The organism is Thermoanaerobacterium thermosulfurigenes (assembly GCF_051201035.1).
Lineage (GTDB): Bacteria > Bacillota > Thermoanaerobacteria > Thermoanaerobacterales > Thermoanaerobacteraceae > Thermoanaerobacterium > Thermoanaerobacterium thermosulfurigenes.
On record NZ_JBPODR010000008.1, the window covers coordinates 38178 to 53560 of the forward strand.

Annotated in this window: 18 protein-coding genes; 17 read left to right on the forward strand and 1 reads right to left on the reverse strand. The window is 36.7% G+C overall.

Annotated features, from left to right (window positions below; genetic code table 11):
• Positions 1-12 precede the first annotated feature (12 nt).
• The 5 genes from HNR52_RS04580 (at position 13) to cphA (ending at position 6106) form a co-directional block, all read left to right on the forward strand.
• On the forward strand, positions 13-1158 hold the full coding sequence (locus HNR52_RS04580; RefSeq protein ID WP_013789117.1) for an aminotransferase class V-fold PLP-dependent enzyme: 1146 nt from the start codon (positions 13-15) through the stop codon (positions 1156-1158).
• 30 nt (positions 1159-1188) lie between these two features.
• The gene (locus tag HNR52_RS04585; protein WP_013789116.1) at positions 1189-1692 is read left to right on the forward strand and encodes a DUF4446 family protein; all 504 of its coding nucleotides are present in this window, start codon (positions 1189-1191) and stop codon (positions 1690-1692) included.
• Positions 1693-1699: 7 nt separating this feature from the next.
• The gene (locus HNR52_RS04590; RefSeq protein WP_013789115.1) at positions 1700-2572 is read left to right on the forward strand and encodes a diacylglycerol/lipid kinase family protein; all 873 of its coding nucleotides are present in this window, start codon (positions 1700-1702) and stop codon (positions 2570-2572) included.
• A gap of 85 nt (positions 2573-2657) precedes the next feature.
• Positions 2658-3479, forward strand: a complete 822-nt coding sequence (locus tag HNR52_RS04595) for a cyanophycinase (protein WP_013789114.1) — start codon at positions 2658-2660, stop codon at positions 3477-3479.
• On the forward strand, positions 3479-6106 hold the full coding sequence (cphA, locus tag HNR52_RS04600; protein ID WP_435619810.1) for a cyanophycin synthetase: 2628 nt from the start codon (positions 3479-3481) through the stop codon (positions 6104-6106). The genes HNR52_RS04595 and cphA overlap by 1 nt, the downstream gene beginning before the upstream one ends.
• 1 nt (position 6107) lies before the next feature.
• On the opposite strand, the gene yyaC is transcribed toward cphA, so the two are convergent.
• A complete protein-coding gene (gene yyaC / locus HNR52_RS04605; RefSeq protein ID WP_435619811.1) occupies positions 6108-6662 on the reverse strand; it encodes a spore protease YyaC in 555 nt (184 codons plus the stop codon).
• A gap of 137 nt (positions 6663-6799) precedes the next feature.
• Between yyaC and HNR52_RS04610 the strand changes: the two genes are divergently transcribed.
• The 12 genes from HNR52_RS04610 (at position 6800) to HNR52_RS04665 (ending at position 15338) form a co-directional block, all read left to right on the forward strand.
• Complete coding sequence (locus HNR52_RS04610) at positions 6800-7333, forward strand: CvpA family protein (protein WP_435619812.1); 534 nt, start codon at positions 6800-6802, stop codon at positions 7331-7333.
• An 8-nt stretch (positions 7334-7341) separates the two neighbouring features.
• The gene (locus HNR52_RS04615; protein ID WP_435619813.1) at positions 7342-8229 is read left to right on the forward strand and encodes a mechanosensitive ion channel family protein; all 888 of its coding nucleotides are present in this window, start codon (positions 7342-7344) and stop codon (positions 8227-8229) included.
• Complete coding sequence (locus tag HNR52_RS04620) at positions 8213-8419, forward strand: DUF951 domain-containing protein (RefSeq protein ID WP_013789109.1); 207 nt, start codon at positions 8213-8215, stop codon at positions 8417-8419. Before HNR52_RS04615 ends, HNR52_RS04620 begins: the two co-directional genes overlap by 17 nt.
• A gap of 65 nt (positions 8420-8484) precedes the next feature.
• Positions 8485-8772, forward strand: coding sequence for a 30S ribosomal protein S6 (rpsF, locus tag HNR52_RS04625; protein WP_013789108.1), 288 nt, complete (start codon positions 8485-8487; stop codon positions 8770-8772).
• 21 nt (positions 8773-8793) lie between these two features.
• Positions 8794-9240 (forward strand): single-stranded DNA-binding protein, encoded by a 447-nt coding sequence (locus HNR52_RS04630; protein WP_085113228.1) that lies wholly within the window; start codon positions 8794-8796, stop codon positions 9238-9240.
• 12 nt (positions 9241-9252) lie between these two features.
• A complete protein-coding gene (rpsR, locus tag HNR52_RS04635) occupies positions 9253-9519 on the forward strand; it encodes a 30S ribosomal protein S18 (RefSeq protein ID WP_013789106.1) in 267 nt (88 codons plus the stop codon).
• Between the two features lie 61 nt (positions 9520-9580).
• On the forward strand, positions 9581-9877 hold the full coding sequence (locus tag HNR52_RS04640) for a MazG-like family protein (protein WP_435619814.1): 297 nt from the start codon (positions 9581-9583) through the stop codon (positions 9875-9877).
• A gap of 21 nt (positions 9878-9898) precedes the next feature.
• Complete coding sequence (locus tag HNR52_RS04645; RefSeq protein ID WP_435619815.1) at positions 9899-10798, forward strand: DUF2232 domain-containing protein; 900 nt, start codon at positions 9899-9901, stop codon at positions 10796-10798.
• Between the two features lie 36 nt (positions 10799-10834).
• Entirely contained in the window at positions 10835-12802 is a 1968-nt protein-coding gene (locus HNR52_RS04650; protein ID WP_013789103.1) for a DHH family phosphoesterase, read from the forward strand.
• The gene (gene rplI, locus HNR52_RS04655) at positions 12802-13245 is read left to right on the forward strand and encodes a 50S ribosomal protein L9 (RefSeq protein WP_013789102.1); all 444 of its coding nucleotides are present in this window, start codon (positions 12802-12804) and stop codon (positions 13243-13245) included. The genes HNR52_RS04650 and rplI overlap by 1 nt, the downstream gene beginning before the upstream one ends.
• A 70-nt stretch (positions 13246-13315) precedes the next feature.
• A complete protein-coding gene (gene dnaB, locus HNR52_RS04660) occupies positions 13316-14644 on the forward strand; it encodes a replicative DNA helicase (RefSeq protein ID WP_013789101.1) in 1329 nt (442 codons plus the stop codon).
• 16 nt (positions 14645-14660) lie between these two features.
• A complete protein-coding gene (locus HNR52_RS04665; protein ID WP_435619816.1) occupies positions 14661-15338 on the forward strand; it encodes a Crp/Fnr family transcriptional regulator in 678 nt (225 codons plus the stop codon).
• Positions 15339-15383: the final 45 nt, after the last annotated feature.

Consider the following 15383-nt stretch of genomic DNA (forward strand, 5'->3'; position numbering starts at 1 on the left):
GGAGGGTTATCATTGATTTATTTTGACAATGCAGCTACATCGTATCCTAAGCCTGAATCAGTCTATGATGAGATTGATAGAGTGATGAGATACTGTGGCAATCCAGGCAGAGGAAGTCACAGGTTGGCAATAGAATCTGGAAAGCACATATTGGAAGCCAGACAGGAACTTTGCAATCTATTTAATATAAGTGATCCTATGAGGATAGTCTTTACGCTTAACACGACGGATTCATTAAATATTGCCATAAAGGGAATTTTAAACGAAGGCGATCACGTTATAACGTCCAGCATGGAACACAATTCAATGATAAGACCGCTTATTGCGCTGAGGGATAGAAATTACATTGAACTAACTGTAGTCAAATGCGATGAAAAGGGAAATATCGATGTGGAGGATGTAAGGAAATCTATAAAGAAAAATACAAAACTGATTGCCATGATCCATGCATCAAACGTGACTGGAACGTTGATGCCAATAAGGGAAATAGGTAGTATTGCCCGGGAAATGGGTATATATTTCCTTGTAGATGCTGCCCAGACTGCAGGAAGTTATCCTATTGATGTGGAAAAAGACAATATTGATTTATTGGCATTTCCAGGTCATAAATCTTTGTTAGGTCCTCAAGGTACTGGTGGGCTTTATGTGGGAGATACGATAAAACTTAAGACGATAAAAGAAGGGGGAACAGGTAGCAATTCGGAAAACATACACCAGCCTGATATGATGCCTGATATGTTGGAAAGTGGTACGCCAAATACGCCTGGGATTGCAGGTTTAAAAGAAGGCGTAAGATTTGTGAGAAATGTAGGGGTAGAAAATATTTTGAATCACGAAAGTATGCTTGTTAGGAGATTTATAGATGGTGTAAAAGAAATTCCTAACCTTATCTTATATGGAAACGAAGATTTAAAAAAACGAGTCGGCGTCGTTTCGGTGAATATTAACGATATTGATTCTGGCGAAGTCAGCTATATATTGGATAAGGCATTTGATATAGCAACGAGGTCTGGACTCCATTGTTCATCATTGGCACATCAGACAATAGGCACTATAAAAACAGGAACCGTCAGATTTGGAATAGGATATTTTAACACAGAAGATGAAGTTGATAAAGCTATTGAAGCACTGTATATCATAGCAAAGCAAGCTGTTTAAATAATCTTAATATGCGGAGGAAGAAAAACTATGCAGGAACTTATGATGATGCTTAATAAAAATGTGAATCTTCTTGTATTATTTGCAATTGTCCTTGGATTAATAGATTTCATAGTGGTCATTGTGATTAATTCAAAATACACAAAATTGAAAAATAAATATAAAAAGCTTATTAAAGAACTAGAGATGGGGGATGTAGTTGACCTTTTGGCTAAAAATATAAGCAAAAATGACGAGTTTAACGAAAAGTTGGAGAAATTCAGAAAAGAACTAAGCATGATAGACAATGAAATGAAAGCTTCAATAAAAAAGGTTGGAATTGTAAGGTACAATGCTTTTAATGATGTTGGTTCTGATTTAAGTTTTTCGATAGCTCTTTTAGATAGCGATGACAATGGAATAGTAATATCGGGTATCTATGGAAGAAATGAAACAGCCACATTTGCAAAACCTATAATTAAAGCACAATCAAATTATCCTTTGTCTGCTGAGGAAATACAGGCTATAGACAAGGCAAGAAAAGGTCAGAGGTGAGGATAATTTGATTGCCTTTATTGTAAATCCCGCTGCTGGCAATGGTAAGGCATACAAAATGATTCCTAAGATAGAGAAGTATATGAATGAGAAAAACATAAAGTACAAGTTTTTTATAACAAAATATCCAGGACATGGGACTGTACTGGCGAGAGAAGCTATAAAAGATGATTTTGAAATTGTGGTAGCGGTAGGTGGCGACGGGACAGTTCATGAGGTTATCAATGGCATAAGAGATTCAAACGTAGCACTTGGCATAATACCTTTAGGTACTGGCAATGATTTTGCAAGGTATTTCCGCATTCCAAAGGATGTATATAAGGCATTAGAAATTCTACTAATGAAAAACACAAAGTTTATTGATAGCGCTGTCATAAACAAGTATATTACATGCAATAATGTGGCAAATATAGGTATCGATGCAGATGTTGCGGTGCAAGTAACCAGGTTTAAAAGATTTTTCAGTGGAATTTTAGCTTATACATTAAGCCTTATAAATGTGCTTTTTAAATACAAGCCATACAACGTAAAGATAGATATAGACGGAAAGATGATAAAGAGAAAGATAATGTTGGCTGCATTTGGCAATTGCAGCTTTTACGGCGGTGGATTTAAAATTTTGCCTGATGCTAATCCGGATGATGGATATTTAGACGTGATAATTGTAAATGAGATTAGCAAGTTTAAGCTGCTTTTCTTGCTTCCTATGGCTATCTTTGGAAAGCACACATCATTGAAATGCGTTGAGACTTATAAAGCAGAGAAAATACATATAGACGCTGAAAAAGAGTTGGCGCTTTGCGTTGACGGGGAAGTCATTTTATCAAATACTATAGTCCTTAACGTGAAAAGGAATTCTGTAAAAATTTGTACGAATTAAATAAAAAAGTATATTGTCAAAAAACTTCAGCCATACTATATATGGTTGAAGTTTTTTATTTTTTTACTTCTGTGGAGGCGTATAGATGGATGAAATAAAAACAGGAAAACTAATCATAATTGGTGGCGCGGAGGACAAAAAAGATAAATGTGTAATCTTAAGAGAAGTCATAAAGTTATCAGGTGGTGAAAATGGCAGGATTGTGGTGATGACTACGGCAACAGAAAAGCCGCAAGATGTAGGTAAAAATTATGTAGAAATTTTTAAAAGGTTAGGAGCTGGGATTGTAGAAACTGTAAATATAGATTCAAGAGATGATGCAAAAGATGAGATTGCTTTAGAAAAGCTTAAAAAAAGCACATGCATTTTCTTTACAGGTGGAGATCAATTAAGGATTACAAGTATACTTGGCGGAAGCGGTGTAGATAAACTATTGAATGAACTTAATAAGCGAAAAGGGACGGTTATAGTTGGCACAAGTGCTGGTGCTTCTGCTATGTCAGGGACAATGATAATAGGTGGAGATGACGAAGAAGCTCCGAGAAAATGTACCATAAACATGGCTTCTGGGTTGGGACTTTTGAATAATGTCATAATAGATCAACATTTTGCTCAAAGAGGCAGGATTGGAAGATTGCTTACGGCCATAGCTGAAAATCCCAACAATCTTGGAGTAGGAATAGATGAGGATACTGCCATTGTAGTCGATGGTGACAAGTTTAAAGTCATCGGCTCAAATGCAGTAACTGTTGTAGATGGAAGGACTCTAAAAAACACAAATGTATCAGAGTCAAGCCCTGATGAAATATTATCATTAACACATGTTACACTGCATATACTCCCGTCTGGATATGGTTTTGATATCATGTTGAGGGAGCCTTTTAAATACAATGAGGAGGATAAATAATGAATATAAAGGACATAAAGGTGTATCGAGGCAGAAACATATACTGTCATAGACCTGTTGTAAAGATGGTTGTAGATACAGGTGATCATGATATACCTACGAAAGACATACCTGGATTTAATGAGAGGCTTTTAAAGACAATTCCAGGTTTAAGTAAACACTGCTGCTCATACGGCTATGAAGGCGGATTTATAAAAAGGCTTGAGGAAGGAACATATCTTCCCCATGTGACCGAGCACATAATACTGGAGATACAAAATATGTTGGGCTATGATGTGAAATTTGGGAAAGCGCGACTTATTGATGGGCACATGTACAATGTCATTTTCGAGTACGAACTGGAAGAGTGTGCATTAAGATCTGCAAAGTTAGCAGTAAAAATGGTAAATAAATTTATAAACAGTGAGGATTTTGATTTTCAGCAGGAGTTGGAGCAGATTAGAAAAGTCGTCGTAGAAGTGGAATTAGGGCCCAGCACGATGGCTATAAAAAAAGCTGCTGAAGAAGCATCAATACCTGTGACGCGAGTAGGAAATGGCAGCATATTGAGGCTTGGGTATGGCCGCTATCAAAAGATGATAGAAGGTACCATAACGCAAAATACCAGTTGCATTGCCGTAGACATAGCATGCGATAAAATTCTTACGAAAAAAATAATCAAAGAATATGGATTGCCAGTTCCTGAAGGAGATGTGGCGTACAATGAAAATGATGCTATTGCCATAGCTGAGGAAATTGGATATCCAGTTGTAGTTAAGCCTTACAACGGCAATCAAGGAAAAGGCGTCTTTTTAAACCTTTCTAACAAGGAGGAACTTATTGTTGCTTACAGAAATGCTAAAAATATAAGCGATATTGTCATAGTGGAAAAGCACATCAAAGGTAAAAATTATAGAGTTTTAGTCGTAGGCGACAGAGTGGTGGCAGTGGCTGAGAGAATACCTGCAAGAGTATTAGGGGATGGCGTACATGCGATAAGAGAGCTGGTGGAGATAGAAAATGAAAATCCTTTAAGAGGTATTGGACACGAAAAACCTCTTACGAAGATAAATATAGACAACATTTCTCAATTCGTCTTAAAAAAGCAGGGTTACAACATAGATGATATTCCCCAAAAAGGCGTGTACGTTTATTTTAGAGAAAGTGCTAATTTAAGCACCGGTGGAACGGCAGTAGATAGGACAAAAGAAATACATCCAGATAATATTGAAATAGCTGTAAGAGCAGCTAAAGCCATAGGACTCGATATTGCAGGAATTGATATCACTATGGAAAATATATCGCTGCCTTTAAATAGGGAGAATGGTGCAATAATTGAAGTCAATGCAGCGCCTGGAATAAGGATGCACCACTATCCGTCACAAGGGAAACCAAGAGATGTAGCTAAGGCAATAATAGATATGCTTTATCCTAAGGGAAGCAAAGCTACAATACCAATCATATCAGTGACGGGGACAAATGGAAAGACTACCACTGTGAGGATGATATCACATATACTTAGGACATATGGTTATACGGTAGGCATGACTTCAACTGACGGTATCTACGTAGATGATGTGTGCATATACAAAGGCGACAATTCAGGGCCGAAAAGCGCCAGAACATGCCTTGCAGACAAAAATATCGATGCAGCAGTTTTGGAAACTGCCAGAGGTGGCATAGTGAGAGAAGGCTTAGGATATGATTTAGCTGATATTGGCATAATCACTAATATATCAGAAGATCACCTTGGGATAGAGGGCATTGAAACATTAGAAGATCTGGCTTTTGTAAAATCACTGGTTGTTGAGGCAGTAAAAAAGGATGGCTATTCTGTACTAAATGCAGACGATCCTATGACACCATACATAGCGAAAAGAGCAAAGGGAAAGATCATATACTTTTCGATGCACGAAAACAACCTGACGATAAAAAGGCATCTTGAGAATGGTGGAATATCTGTATATTTAAAGGACGATACTATAGTCATAGCAAATGGCGAAATCATACCTATTGTGAAGGTCGATGAGATTCCAGCTACGCTAAACGGCAAAGTCTTGTACAATGTGGAAAATGCCATGGCGGCAATTTCTGCATGCTATGGAATAAAGATTCCAGTTAATGTAATATCGAGAGGAATTAGGTCTTTTTACTGTGATGAAAACCACAATCCAGGCAGATTTAACATATTCAACATAGGAAGCTTTAGAGTATTGGTAGATTATGGCCATAACATCGATGGAATAAAAAAAGTTATAGAATCTGCTCGCAAATTAAATCCAAATCGTTTAATCGGCGTCATAGGTGTGCCTGGTGACAGAAGCGATTCAAGCACACTGAAGGTGGGAGAGATATGTGGGGAAGGATTTGACAAAGTCTACATAAAAGAAGACTTGGATTTAAGAGGGAGAAAACCAGGTGAAGTGGCAAAACTTCTTGAGATAGGCGTCTTAAAAGGTGGGCTTTCTAAAGAAGATGTAAAGGTGATCTTGAAAGAAGTGGATGCACTAAAAGCAGCAATGTATGAAGCAATGCCAGGCGATCTGATAGTCATATTCTATGAAAAGTACACACCGATAATCGATGCGATAAACAATTTTATAAGATTAAGCCAATTTAATATCAATGAAAGCAAAGAAAGGGCGTGATTTACGCCCTTTCTTTGAGGTTTATGATGTTCATTATAGATTGTGTTATGCCGTACGTTATTATATCTGCCATTTTCATAACGATATTAAGCCGCGTATTCTGCAGAACCATAAATTCCATAAAACCTGATATATTTACTATTCCGGTTACGTACATGTTTCCGATAGGAGGCAAATCCTTAGAAACACCGGCGCCAGGTTTTATAGATCCTTCACCTATTGATATGCACCCTACGTGGTTTAAAGAGCCAAGACATGCATCTACAGCAACTATAAAAGGATTCTTATGTACTTTGTTTATTGTATTTAAAGTTTCATTTAAGTTTTTAGCGTGGACAGGTTCATTTAATGTGCCGTATATGCCTATTTTATCAGAGAAATAGTTTTTTAATTTGTATCCCACGATAGGTCCCAGGCTATCTCCTGTGGATCTATCAGTGCCGATACATACTATGACAAATTCGTCCTTAAAATTAAACAATTTATTAAAACATCTTGAAAATTCAAGGCTAAAATCGCTGTAACAAGTTTTGTCATTTATGTTTATCAGTTTCATTGTAGCCCATCTCCTTTAAGCAATCTCATATTTATTTTTCACAATTTTTACCTTGTTAATACACTGATGACATTTTAGGTTGAAAACAAATGTAGATATGTGTATTATAATAGTAGTTGCATTTTAAGGTGGTTTATATGAATATTGTTGATGTGGCAATACTTTTGATAATAGCTTATTTTATATATACTGGCTTCATCAAGGGATTTATCATGACTCTATATGGGATGGCCAGCATTGTGCTATCATGGATTTTGACTAAAAGATTTTATCCAGTTGTAGAACAATTAATATTGAGAAATAATAAATTGGTAAGTTTTATAGTGAAGATTACAGGATACGGTGATGCGGTTTTAAGCGGTGCATCGACGAAGATGATTGTCATATTAATAAGTTTTGTATTTACGTTTTTGATGTCTTTGCTTTTTTTAAAAACCGTTGCAGTAATTATCAATAAGTTGATGGATTATCCTGTCATAAGGACTTTCAACAGAATCGGTGGTGGAATTTTAGGCGCTATAGAAGGATTTGCATTTCTATTTCTGCTGTTTGGATTGTTAAGTGTAGTAAATAGTATGTTGCCATTAAGTTATTGGACTTACATAGAAAAGTCTCAATTTGCAAAGCTGTTTTTGACAGATAAGGACTTTGTTAAACTGCTTTTGCTTTAAATGAAAGGATGTTTAAATTGGATTACATAAGTAGATTTTACGATCAAATATTGAAGCTTTACGATATAAAAATTTTTGGAACTGCTTTTGACATAATAAAAGTCATCATAATAGCCTATATTGCCAAAAAGTTAGGGTATCTTTTAATAGATCGATTTTACATAATGCAAGAGAAGTCAAAACTTCAATTTTCTGAGCGAAAAGTAAAGACTCTTTCTTCACTTACGAAAAATATTTTAAAGTACGTCATATATTTTGTAGCTGTTTATTCTATTCTTGAGATATTAGGGCTTAAAATGGGTTCGATATTGGCTGTTGCTGGTATAGGCAGCCTTGCTGTAGGATTTGGAGCACAAAGCCTTGTGAAAGACGTCATTACTGGTTTTTTCATAATATTTGAAGACCAATTTGGTGTAGGGGACTACATAACAATAAACAATTTCTCTGGTACTGTGGAGGAGATCGGGCTTAGAGTCACAAAAATAAGGGATTTCTCGGGTGATTTAAACATCATACCAAATGGAGAGATAACATCTGTGACAAACCATTCAAAAGGTGCTATGAGAGCTCTTGTGGCTGTATCCGTATCTTATGAAGAAGATGTAGATAGGGTCATAGAAGCTCTTAATGAGATATGCGAAGAAATGAAAAGGGATAGAACCGACCTTTTAGATGGTCCAAAAGTTCTTGGAATAACAAACTTTAAAGATTCCACAGTGGAAATAACTGTAGTAGCAATGGCAAAGCCAATGCAGCAGTGGGCTGTTGAAAGGGATCTAAGGTACAGGATTAAGAAGCTTTTTAAAGACTACAACATTGATTTGCCATATCCTCACATGAATGTGTCAATCGAAGACAAAAATAAAAAGGGTGATGTCAGTGCCGAAAGAGATTAATGTAGGTGATATTGTAAAAATGAAGAAAGTTCATCCTTGTGGCAATGATGAGTGGGAAGTGCTTAGGGTTGGGATGGACATAAGGATAAAGTGTTTAAAGTGCGGCAGGATGGTTTTAATGCCCAGGCCCAAATTTGAAAAAGGAATGAAAAAAGTGATAAAAACTGTTGAAAAACCAAATGAACAATGATAAAATAACAATATGGATTGCCGCCTTGCCCAATAGGGCCGTAAAGTCCATAAGGAGGTGAAAGAATGAGAGCGTATGAAACAATATTCATAATTTCTCCAGATGTAAATGACGAGGCAAGACCTGCTTTAATTGAGAAATTTAAAAATCTCATAACAGAAAAAGGTGGAGAAATTACTAAAGTTGATGAGTGGGGCAGAAAAAAGCTTGCATATGAAATCGATAAGAAAACTGAAGGATATTATGTATTGATGAACTTTACAAGCAATGTAGATGTCCCACATGAACTTGAAAGAGTATACAAGATCACAGACGGTATATTGAGATACTTAATCGTAAAAGTTGATAAATAATGAACGATAGGTGGGTTAATGATGTTGAATAAGGTTATATTGATAGGCCGTTTGACTAAAGATCCTGTCCTTAAGTATGCTTCTGCAAACATGGTTCCTGTGACCACATTTACACTTGCTGTCAATAGGAATTACACGCAGCAGAACGGAGACAGGCTGGCTGATTTTATACCCATCGTTACATGGAGAAAGCTGGCAGAAGTTTGTGGAAATAATCTTAAAAAGGGAAGATTGGTGGCTGTGTCCGGCAGCATTCAAACTCGCACATGGGATGATAATAGCGGCAATCGCCACTGGGTTACGGAAGTTGTGGCAGACGAAGTCAAATTTTTGGACTCAAATAAATCCAGCGGTAGCGATCCTATGCCAGATCTAAGTAAGGATATTCATAATTTTGATATCGACTTAGATGGCGGCGATTTTGATGGGTTCAGTCCGGTAGAGTCAGAAGATGATCTTCCATTCTAAGGAGGGTAGATGATGTCAAACAACAACAGCAATTCTAAGGAAAATTCCGCTCAAAAGAGGAAAAATAGAAAAGCTAAGAAAAAAGTATGCGCTTTTTGCGCTGACAGGATAGATTATATAGATTACAAGGAAGTGGGAAAGCTTCGCAAATATATAACTGAAAGAGGCAAGATACTTCCGAGAAGAATAACAGGAAACTGTGCTATACATCAAAGACAGCTTACAGTTGCTATAAAAAGAGCGAGACAGATTGCACTACTACCATATACAGCCGAATAATGATATAATATAGAGAGGGTCAAACCCTCTCTTGTTTTTCATGTGTTTAAGGTGGGATATTATGGAGAATAATTTTGATATAATGAGAAATATTAAGAGTTTGGAAAATTTAAAAGTTGAGCTTTTATCGAAAACTGCATCAGTTTTTAAAAATTTTAATAATGACGAATTACCTCAGGAATTGATAGATGATATATGTCATGTGATAATAATAGGATATCTTCTCGGTAATAAATTGGGGTATGATTTTAAAGAAATTGATGATGAAATTTTAAAGAGGATAAGGTCTATTTCGGCAGAAATAGAAGAAGATGCGCAAAATTACAGAGAACTCGCAGAGCACATTAAGAAAAGGTAAGACTTTCATGGAGGATAAAAAATGAGCAGCAAAAACATCGTAAATGGAGCTTTAATGGTGGCTGTAGCGGTTATAATGGTTTTGATTGGGTCATATGTACTGCCGCTTTTTTTCATACTGTTTTTTGTGTCAGTACCTGTAAGCGTGGTTGTAATAAGGAACAATAGTTTGCTGTATGGCATCTTAACTACAGTTTTAATTTTTATTGCTACATTTTTGTTTACAGACATAATCACAGCTTCAATTGTGGCGGCTTTAAGCGCTATAGGGATTGCAATGGGATATTTCATTAAAAATGGCAGTACTCCTCAGGATGTGGTGATTGAAACTGGTGCAATATCTTTGGTAGGCTTTGTAGGAGCATTGTATGTCCTTAAATTATTTAGAATAAATGTAATAAAAAGCATTTTATATGACTACCAGCAAATTGGAAATCAGATATTGGACATCTACAAAAACTCACCTGATGCAGCTTACATAAGAAACATGATAAGTTATACATTAGAGTCTTTAAAAGAGCTTATGCCATCTATCTTTGTCATAATGATTGTCCTTATCGTCTTAGCCAACCACATGCTTCTTTCAAGGATAATGGCAAGGGAAGGCAAAGTAAAGAAATTACCTCCGTTTATGTTTTGGAGGATGCCTTACATGACGGGATGGATTTTTATAGGTGCTCTTTTGTATCAGTATTTTGTAAATTCAAGTGTTGTTGCATCTAATCTACTGTTGCTTCTATCTATAGGATTTACCGTAAGCGGTCTTTCATATGTAAAATACTTTATGACAAAGAGATTTAATGTAAGCTCCTTAATAAGCGATGTGATATTAGTGGCACTATTTATGTTCCCGATTACTTTTTCGCTGATGACGCTACTGGGGGTCATAGATACAAGCATGAACTTGCGAAGATTTACGTGATAAGGTTTTTGTATCCTGATTTAAGGGGATGTATTCATGTTTGATAATAAGAATTACAAGTTAATATCTTCTGTAAGTTTATTAAACATCATTTTATCAATGGTGCTTACTCTTATATTCTTGTACTATAATGTCTACATCAGCATTGTATCAATGGTTCTTTTAGCGTACATTTTGTACCAGGAATATAGAGGGGCAAAAAAGAAGCGGACGGAATTTGATAAGTATATTGAAAGGCTTTTTTTTAGCGTCGATAAGGCATCAGGAAATGTACTGCCGCTTTTGCCTATACCTGTAGCATTGATGAGGGAAGATGGGAACATTGTCTGGTACAATTCTTGCTTTGCCCAGACTTTTGAGGATAAAAAGGATATAAACAATGTTTTTTTAAAATACGCGAAGGCAAAAAAGGATGAAAAGTACCACTTCAGGATTGACAATAAATACTACTACATGATAAGCATAATCTCTAAAACCAGAAAAAGAAAATCTAAAGACAGTGAAAATTACTACAATGTCTTCATCTTTGACGAGACTGATTACATGGAAATATCGAAAAGACTTGTAAGATCTCAACCTGTCTTAGGTTACATACTTGTAGATAATTACGAAGAAGCTTTGCAGTCTGCAGATGATTTAAATAAGCCTGTTGTAACTGCAGAAATAGAAAGGCGATTAAACATCTGGATTCAATCCATGAATGCCTATATAATAAAGTACGCCAATGACAGGTATATCTTTGTGACGCAAGAGGCGGATTTGAAAAATCTCGAAGAAAATAGATTTGAGATACTTGACTTTATAAGAGATATAAATGTGGGAAATAAAATACCCATTACACTAAGCATAGGTGTTGGTGCGGATTCGTCGGAATTTGCAAAATTAAACGAGTACGCAGTTTCTGCCATTGATTTGGCATTAGGCAGAGGAGGCGATCAGGCTGTAATCAAAAAAGGCGAAAAAATCCTCATATACGGAGGAAAGACACAGGCTGTAGAAAAGAGGACGAAGGTAAAGGCGAGGGTTGTGGCACATGCCATAAGAGAGCTTATTGAAGATTCATCAAATGTTTTGCTTATGGGGCACAATTTTATGGATTTTGACTCATTAGGTGCTGCAATAGGCATGTACAGGTGTGCTGTTTCTTTTGGAAAAGATGCAAAGATAATTTTAGACAAGTCAAATCCAGCGATAGAAACCCTTTTAGAGAAGATAGAGAAAGATGAAGAGTACGCAAATCCCTTTATCGATATAGGCAATGCCAAGAATATGGTTAATCCAAAGACGCTTCTTATCGTCGTTGATGCTCATAGACCCAGCTACCTCACGTACCCTGAATTGATAAATATGGTGGACAGGATAGTAGTCATCGATCACCATAGGAGAGGAAAAGAATTTATCGATAAGGCATTGCTTATTTACCTTGAGCCATACGCATCATCGACATGTGAACTTGTGACTGAGATATCACAGTATATAAAGGACAAGATTGATTTAAAACCGATAGAAGCGGAAGCCCTCTTAGCAGGAATTACGGTGGATACAAAAAATTTCACATTTAGGACAGGCGTAAGGACATTTGAGGCCGCATCTTATCTTAGGAGAAAGGGTGCCGATACTATATCTGTAAAGATGCTGTTTCAAAATGACTTAAAATCGTATATAATAAAATCTACGATAGTAAAAAATGCTGAGATAACAGAAGAAGGAATAGCGATTGCAGTGAGCCCTGATGAGACGGACAATGTCATTGCTGCACAAGCTGCAGATGAACTTCTCAATATAAAAGGTGTTCAGGCATCTTTTGTCGTATTTAAAAGGCATGACGATGTGGCCATAAGCGGAAGATCGATAGGGGATATAAACGTTCAGGTAATACTTGAAAAATTAGGCGGCGGCGGTCATTTAACTGTGGCAGGGGCTCAGGTCAAAAAGCCTCTTAAAAATGTTGTAGATGATTTAAAGAAAGCCATAGATGAATATTTTAAGGAAGGTGAGTCGTGATGAAAGTGATTTTGCAAAAGGATGTAAAGGGCATAGGCAAAGCAGGTGACGTAGTAAATGTAAGCGATGGTTACGGTAGAAACTATCTTTTGCCTCGTGGACTTGCTATAGATGCCACGAAGTCAAACATAAATGTTCTCAACGAAAAGAAAAAAGCGGAGGAGAAAAAAAGGCAGAAAGAGGTAGAAGCTGCACAAGAGATGGCTAAAAGGCTTTCGCAAGAGTCTATCGTGCTTAAAGTTAAAACAGGCGAAAACGGCAAATTGTTTGGTTCTATAACATCAAAAGACATACAAGACGAGCTTAATAAAAAAGGATACGATATTGACAAGAAGAAGATAAATCTTGCGGATTCTATAAAGACAATCGGCACTTATAATGTAGACATCAAAATATACCCCGGCATACAAGCGAAGGTAAAAGTAGATGTTGTAGGACAATAATTGTTCCAGTTTATTCAAGACTTGGTGGGGAAAATACACAAGGTTTTGGATGCTTTAAGGGGGGAATGAGATGGAGTGGAATAAAATCCCTCCTCAAAATATAGAGGCAGAACAGGCTGTCTTAGGTGCAATGCTTTTGTCCAGAGATGCCATAATCGATGCATCAGAGATAGTAAAAGCAGATGATTTTTACAAAGAGTCAAATAAAAAGCTTTTTACCATAATGATGGATATGTTTGAAAAGAACATACCTGTCGATTTGGTTACGGTGGTTGATGAGCTGAGAAGGCAAAATATGCTGGAGGCTGTAGGCGGGCTTGACTACATAACAAATTTGTCATCCAGCATAGTAACTACTGCAAACGTGTCGTATTACGCAAAGATGATTAGAGAGAAAGCGACTTTGAGGCGTCTCATCCAAGCATCATCAGAGATAATGGAGTTAAGCTATGAGGGTGGAGATCTTCACGATGTGTTGGATACGGCTGAGCAGAAAATATTCGACATAGCACAAGGCAGAAATACCGAAAATTTTTATCCTATTAAAGATGTGTTGATGGACACATTTTACAACATAGAAAATCTTTATAAAAATAAAGGACATCTTACTGGGGTACCATCTGGCTTTCCTGATTTAGACTTAAAGACGTCTGGTTTTCAGCCGTCTGATTTTATACTTCTTGCTGCAAGGCCATCTATGGGCAAAACGTCGTTTGCATTAAATATTGCGGAAAATGCTGCATTGGCACTTAAAAAACCCGTCGCCATATTCAGTCTTGAGATGTCTAAAGAGCAGCTTGTAAGTAGGCTAATATGCTCTACGGCAAACATAGACAGTCAAAAGCTTAGGACGGGAAATTTAGATGACGACGACTGGCCAAGGCTTGCTGCTGCAATGGCTCCTCTTTCCACAGCCCCAATATACATTGATGATACACCGGGTATATCAGTCATGGACATAAGGGCAAAGTGTCGAAGACTGAAGCTGGAGAAGGGCTTGTCTTTAGTGTTAATAGACTATTTGCAGCTTATGCAAGGAAGGGGAAACTCGGAAAGCCGTCAGCAGGAGGTTTCTGAAATATCAAGGTCATTAAAAGGCCTTGCAAGGGAACTGCAAGTTCCTATAATAACACTTTCGCAGTTATCTCGCGCACCTGAAGCCAGATCCGATCACAGGCCAATTTTAAGCGATTTAAGAGAGTCAGGTGCAATTGAGCAGGACGCTGATATAGTCATGTTTCTTTACAGAGATGATTATTACAACAAGGATTCTGAAAAGAAAAACATCGCAGAGCTTATCATAGCAAAGCACAGAAACGGTCCTACAGGTACCATAGAGCTTCTGTGGATGGGCCAGTACACGAAATTTGTAAGCATAGATAAATACAGGACAGAGTAGTCAAGAGGGTATTTTTATGGGTGATTACGATTATTTAAGAAAGATACCGTACTTCAATGTCTTAAGTGAGAAATCTCTATTTGAGATCAGTAAAATAGCTTTGGTGAAGGAGTACAAAAAAAACACCGTCATTTTTTACGAAGGTGATGAAGGTGACGCCATTTATTTTGTAAAAAAAGGCAAAGTCAAGATATCTAAAATATCACAACAGGGAAAAGAACATATAATAAGAATAATGGAGGATGGAGATATTTTTGCTGAATCCCTTCTGTTTATAGGTGGTAAGTATCCAGCCACTGCAGAGGCCATAGAGGATTCAAAGATTATTGTGCTTAAAAATAAAGACATAGAAAATTTGATACTGAACAACAATGAAGTAGCCTTAGGCATAATAAAACTCATGGCAAAAAGACTCCAAAATGTGGCGGTCATAATAGAGAACTTAGCGCTTAAAGATTCTCTCGGCAGGACGGTTTCTATTCTTTTGACGTTTGCCCGAGAAAAAGGCATACAAGGCAAAGATGGGATAGCAATAGAATTAAACCTAAATAGACAAGATCTTGCTAACATGGTAGGCACGTCTCGAGAAAATATGACAAGAATCTTAAGCCAGTTAGACAAAGAAGGTGTCATAAAGCTTGAAAGACATGCTATAGTAATAAAAGATGTAAATGCATTAAAAAATTTGTCATAAATTTGTTGTAGTTATATTCAATGTGTGTTATAATTTATATGCAAT

Excerpts from the sequence above, each read along its gene's own strand:
- HNR52_RS04585 (WP_013789116.1), top strand. The coding sequence starts at position 1,189 with ATGCAGGAACTTATGATGATGCTTAATAAAAATGTGAATCTTCTTGTA.
- HNR52_RS04595 (WP_013789114.1), top strand. The coding sequence starts at position 2,658 with ATGGATGAAATAAAAACAGGAAAACTAATCATAATTGGTGGCGCGGAG.
- cphA (WP_435619810.1), top strand. The coding sequence starts at position 3,479 with ATGAATATAAAGGACATAAAGGTGTATCGAGGCAGAAACATATACTGT.
- yyaC (WP_435619811.1), bottom strand. The coding sequence starts at position 6,662 with ATGAAACTGATAAACATAAATGACAAAACTTGTTACAGCGATTTTAGC.
- HNR52_RS04610 (WP_435619812.1), top strand. The coding sequence starts at position 6,800 with ATGAATATTGTTGATGTGGCAATACTTTTGATAATAGCTTATTTTATA.
- HNR52_RS04615 (WP_435619813.1), top strand. The coding sequence starts at position 7,342 with ATGTTTAAATTGGATTACATAAGTAGATTTTACGATCAAATATTGAAG.
- rpsF (WP_013789108.1), top strand. The coding sequence starts at position 8,485 with ATGAGAGCGTATGAAACAATATTCATAATTTCTCCAGATGTAAATGAC.
- HNR52_RS04630 (WP_085113228.1), top strand. The coding sequence starts at position 8,794 with ATGTTGAATAAGGTTATATTGATAGGCCGTTTGACTAAAGATCCTGTC.
- rpsR (WP_013789106.1), top strand. The coding sequence starts at position 9,253 with ATGTCAAACAACAACAGCAATTCTAAGGAAAATTCCGCTCAAAAGAGG.
- HNR52_RS04640 (WP_435619814.1), top strand. The coding sequence starts at position 9,581 with ATGGAGAATAATTTTGATATAATGAGAAATATTAAGAGTTTGGAAAAT.
- HNR52_RS04645 (WP_435619815.1), top strand. The coding sequence starts at position 9,899 with ATGAGCAGCAAAAACATCGTAAATGGAGCTTTAATGGTGGCTGTAGCG.
- HNR52_RS04650 (WP_013789103.1), top strand. The coding sequence starts at position 10,835 with ATGTTTGATAATAAGAATTACAAGTTAATATCTTCTGTAAGTTTATTA.
- rplI (WP_013789102.1), top strand. The coding sequence starts at position 12,802 with ATGAAAGTGATTTTGCAAAAGGATGTAAAGGGCATAGGCAAAGCAGGT.
- dnaB (WP_013789101.1), top strand. The coding sequence starts at position 13,316 with ATGGAGTGGAATAAAATCCCTCCTCAAAATATAGAGGCAGAACAGGCT.
- HNR52_RS04665 (WP_435619816.1), top strand. The coding sequence starts at position 14,661 with ATGGGTGATTACGATTATTTAAGAAAGATACCGTACTTCAATGTCTTA.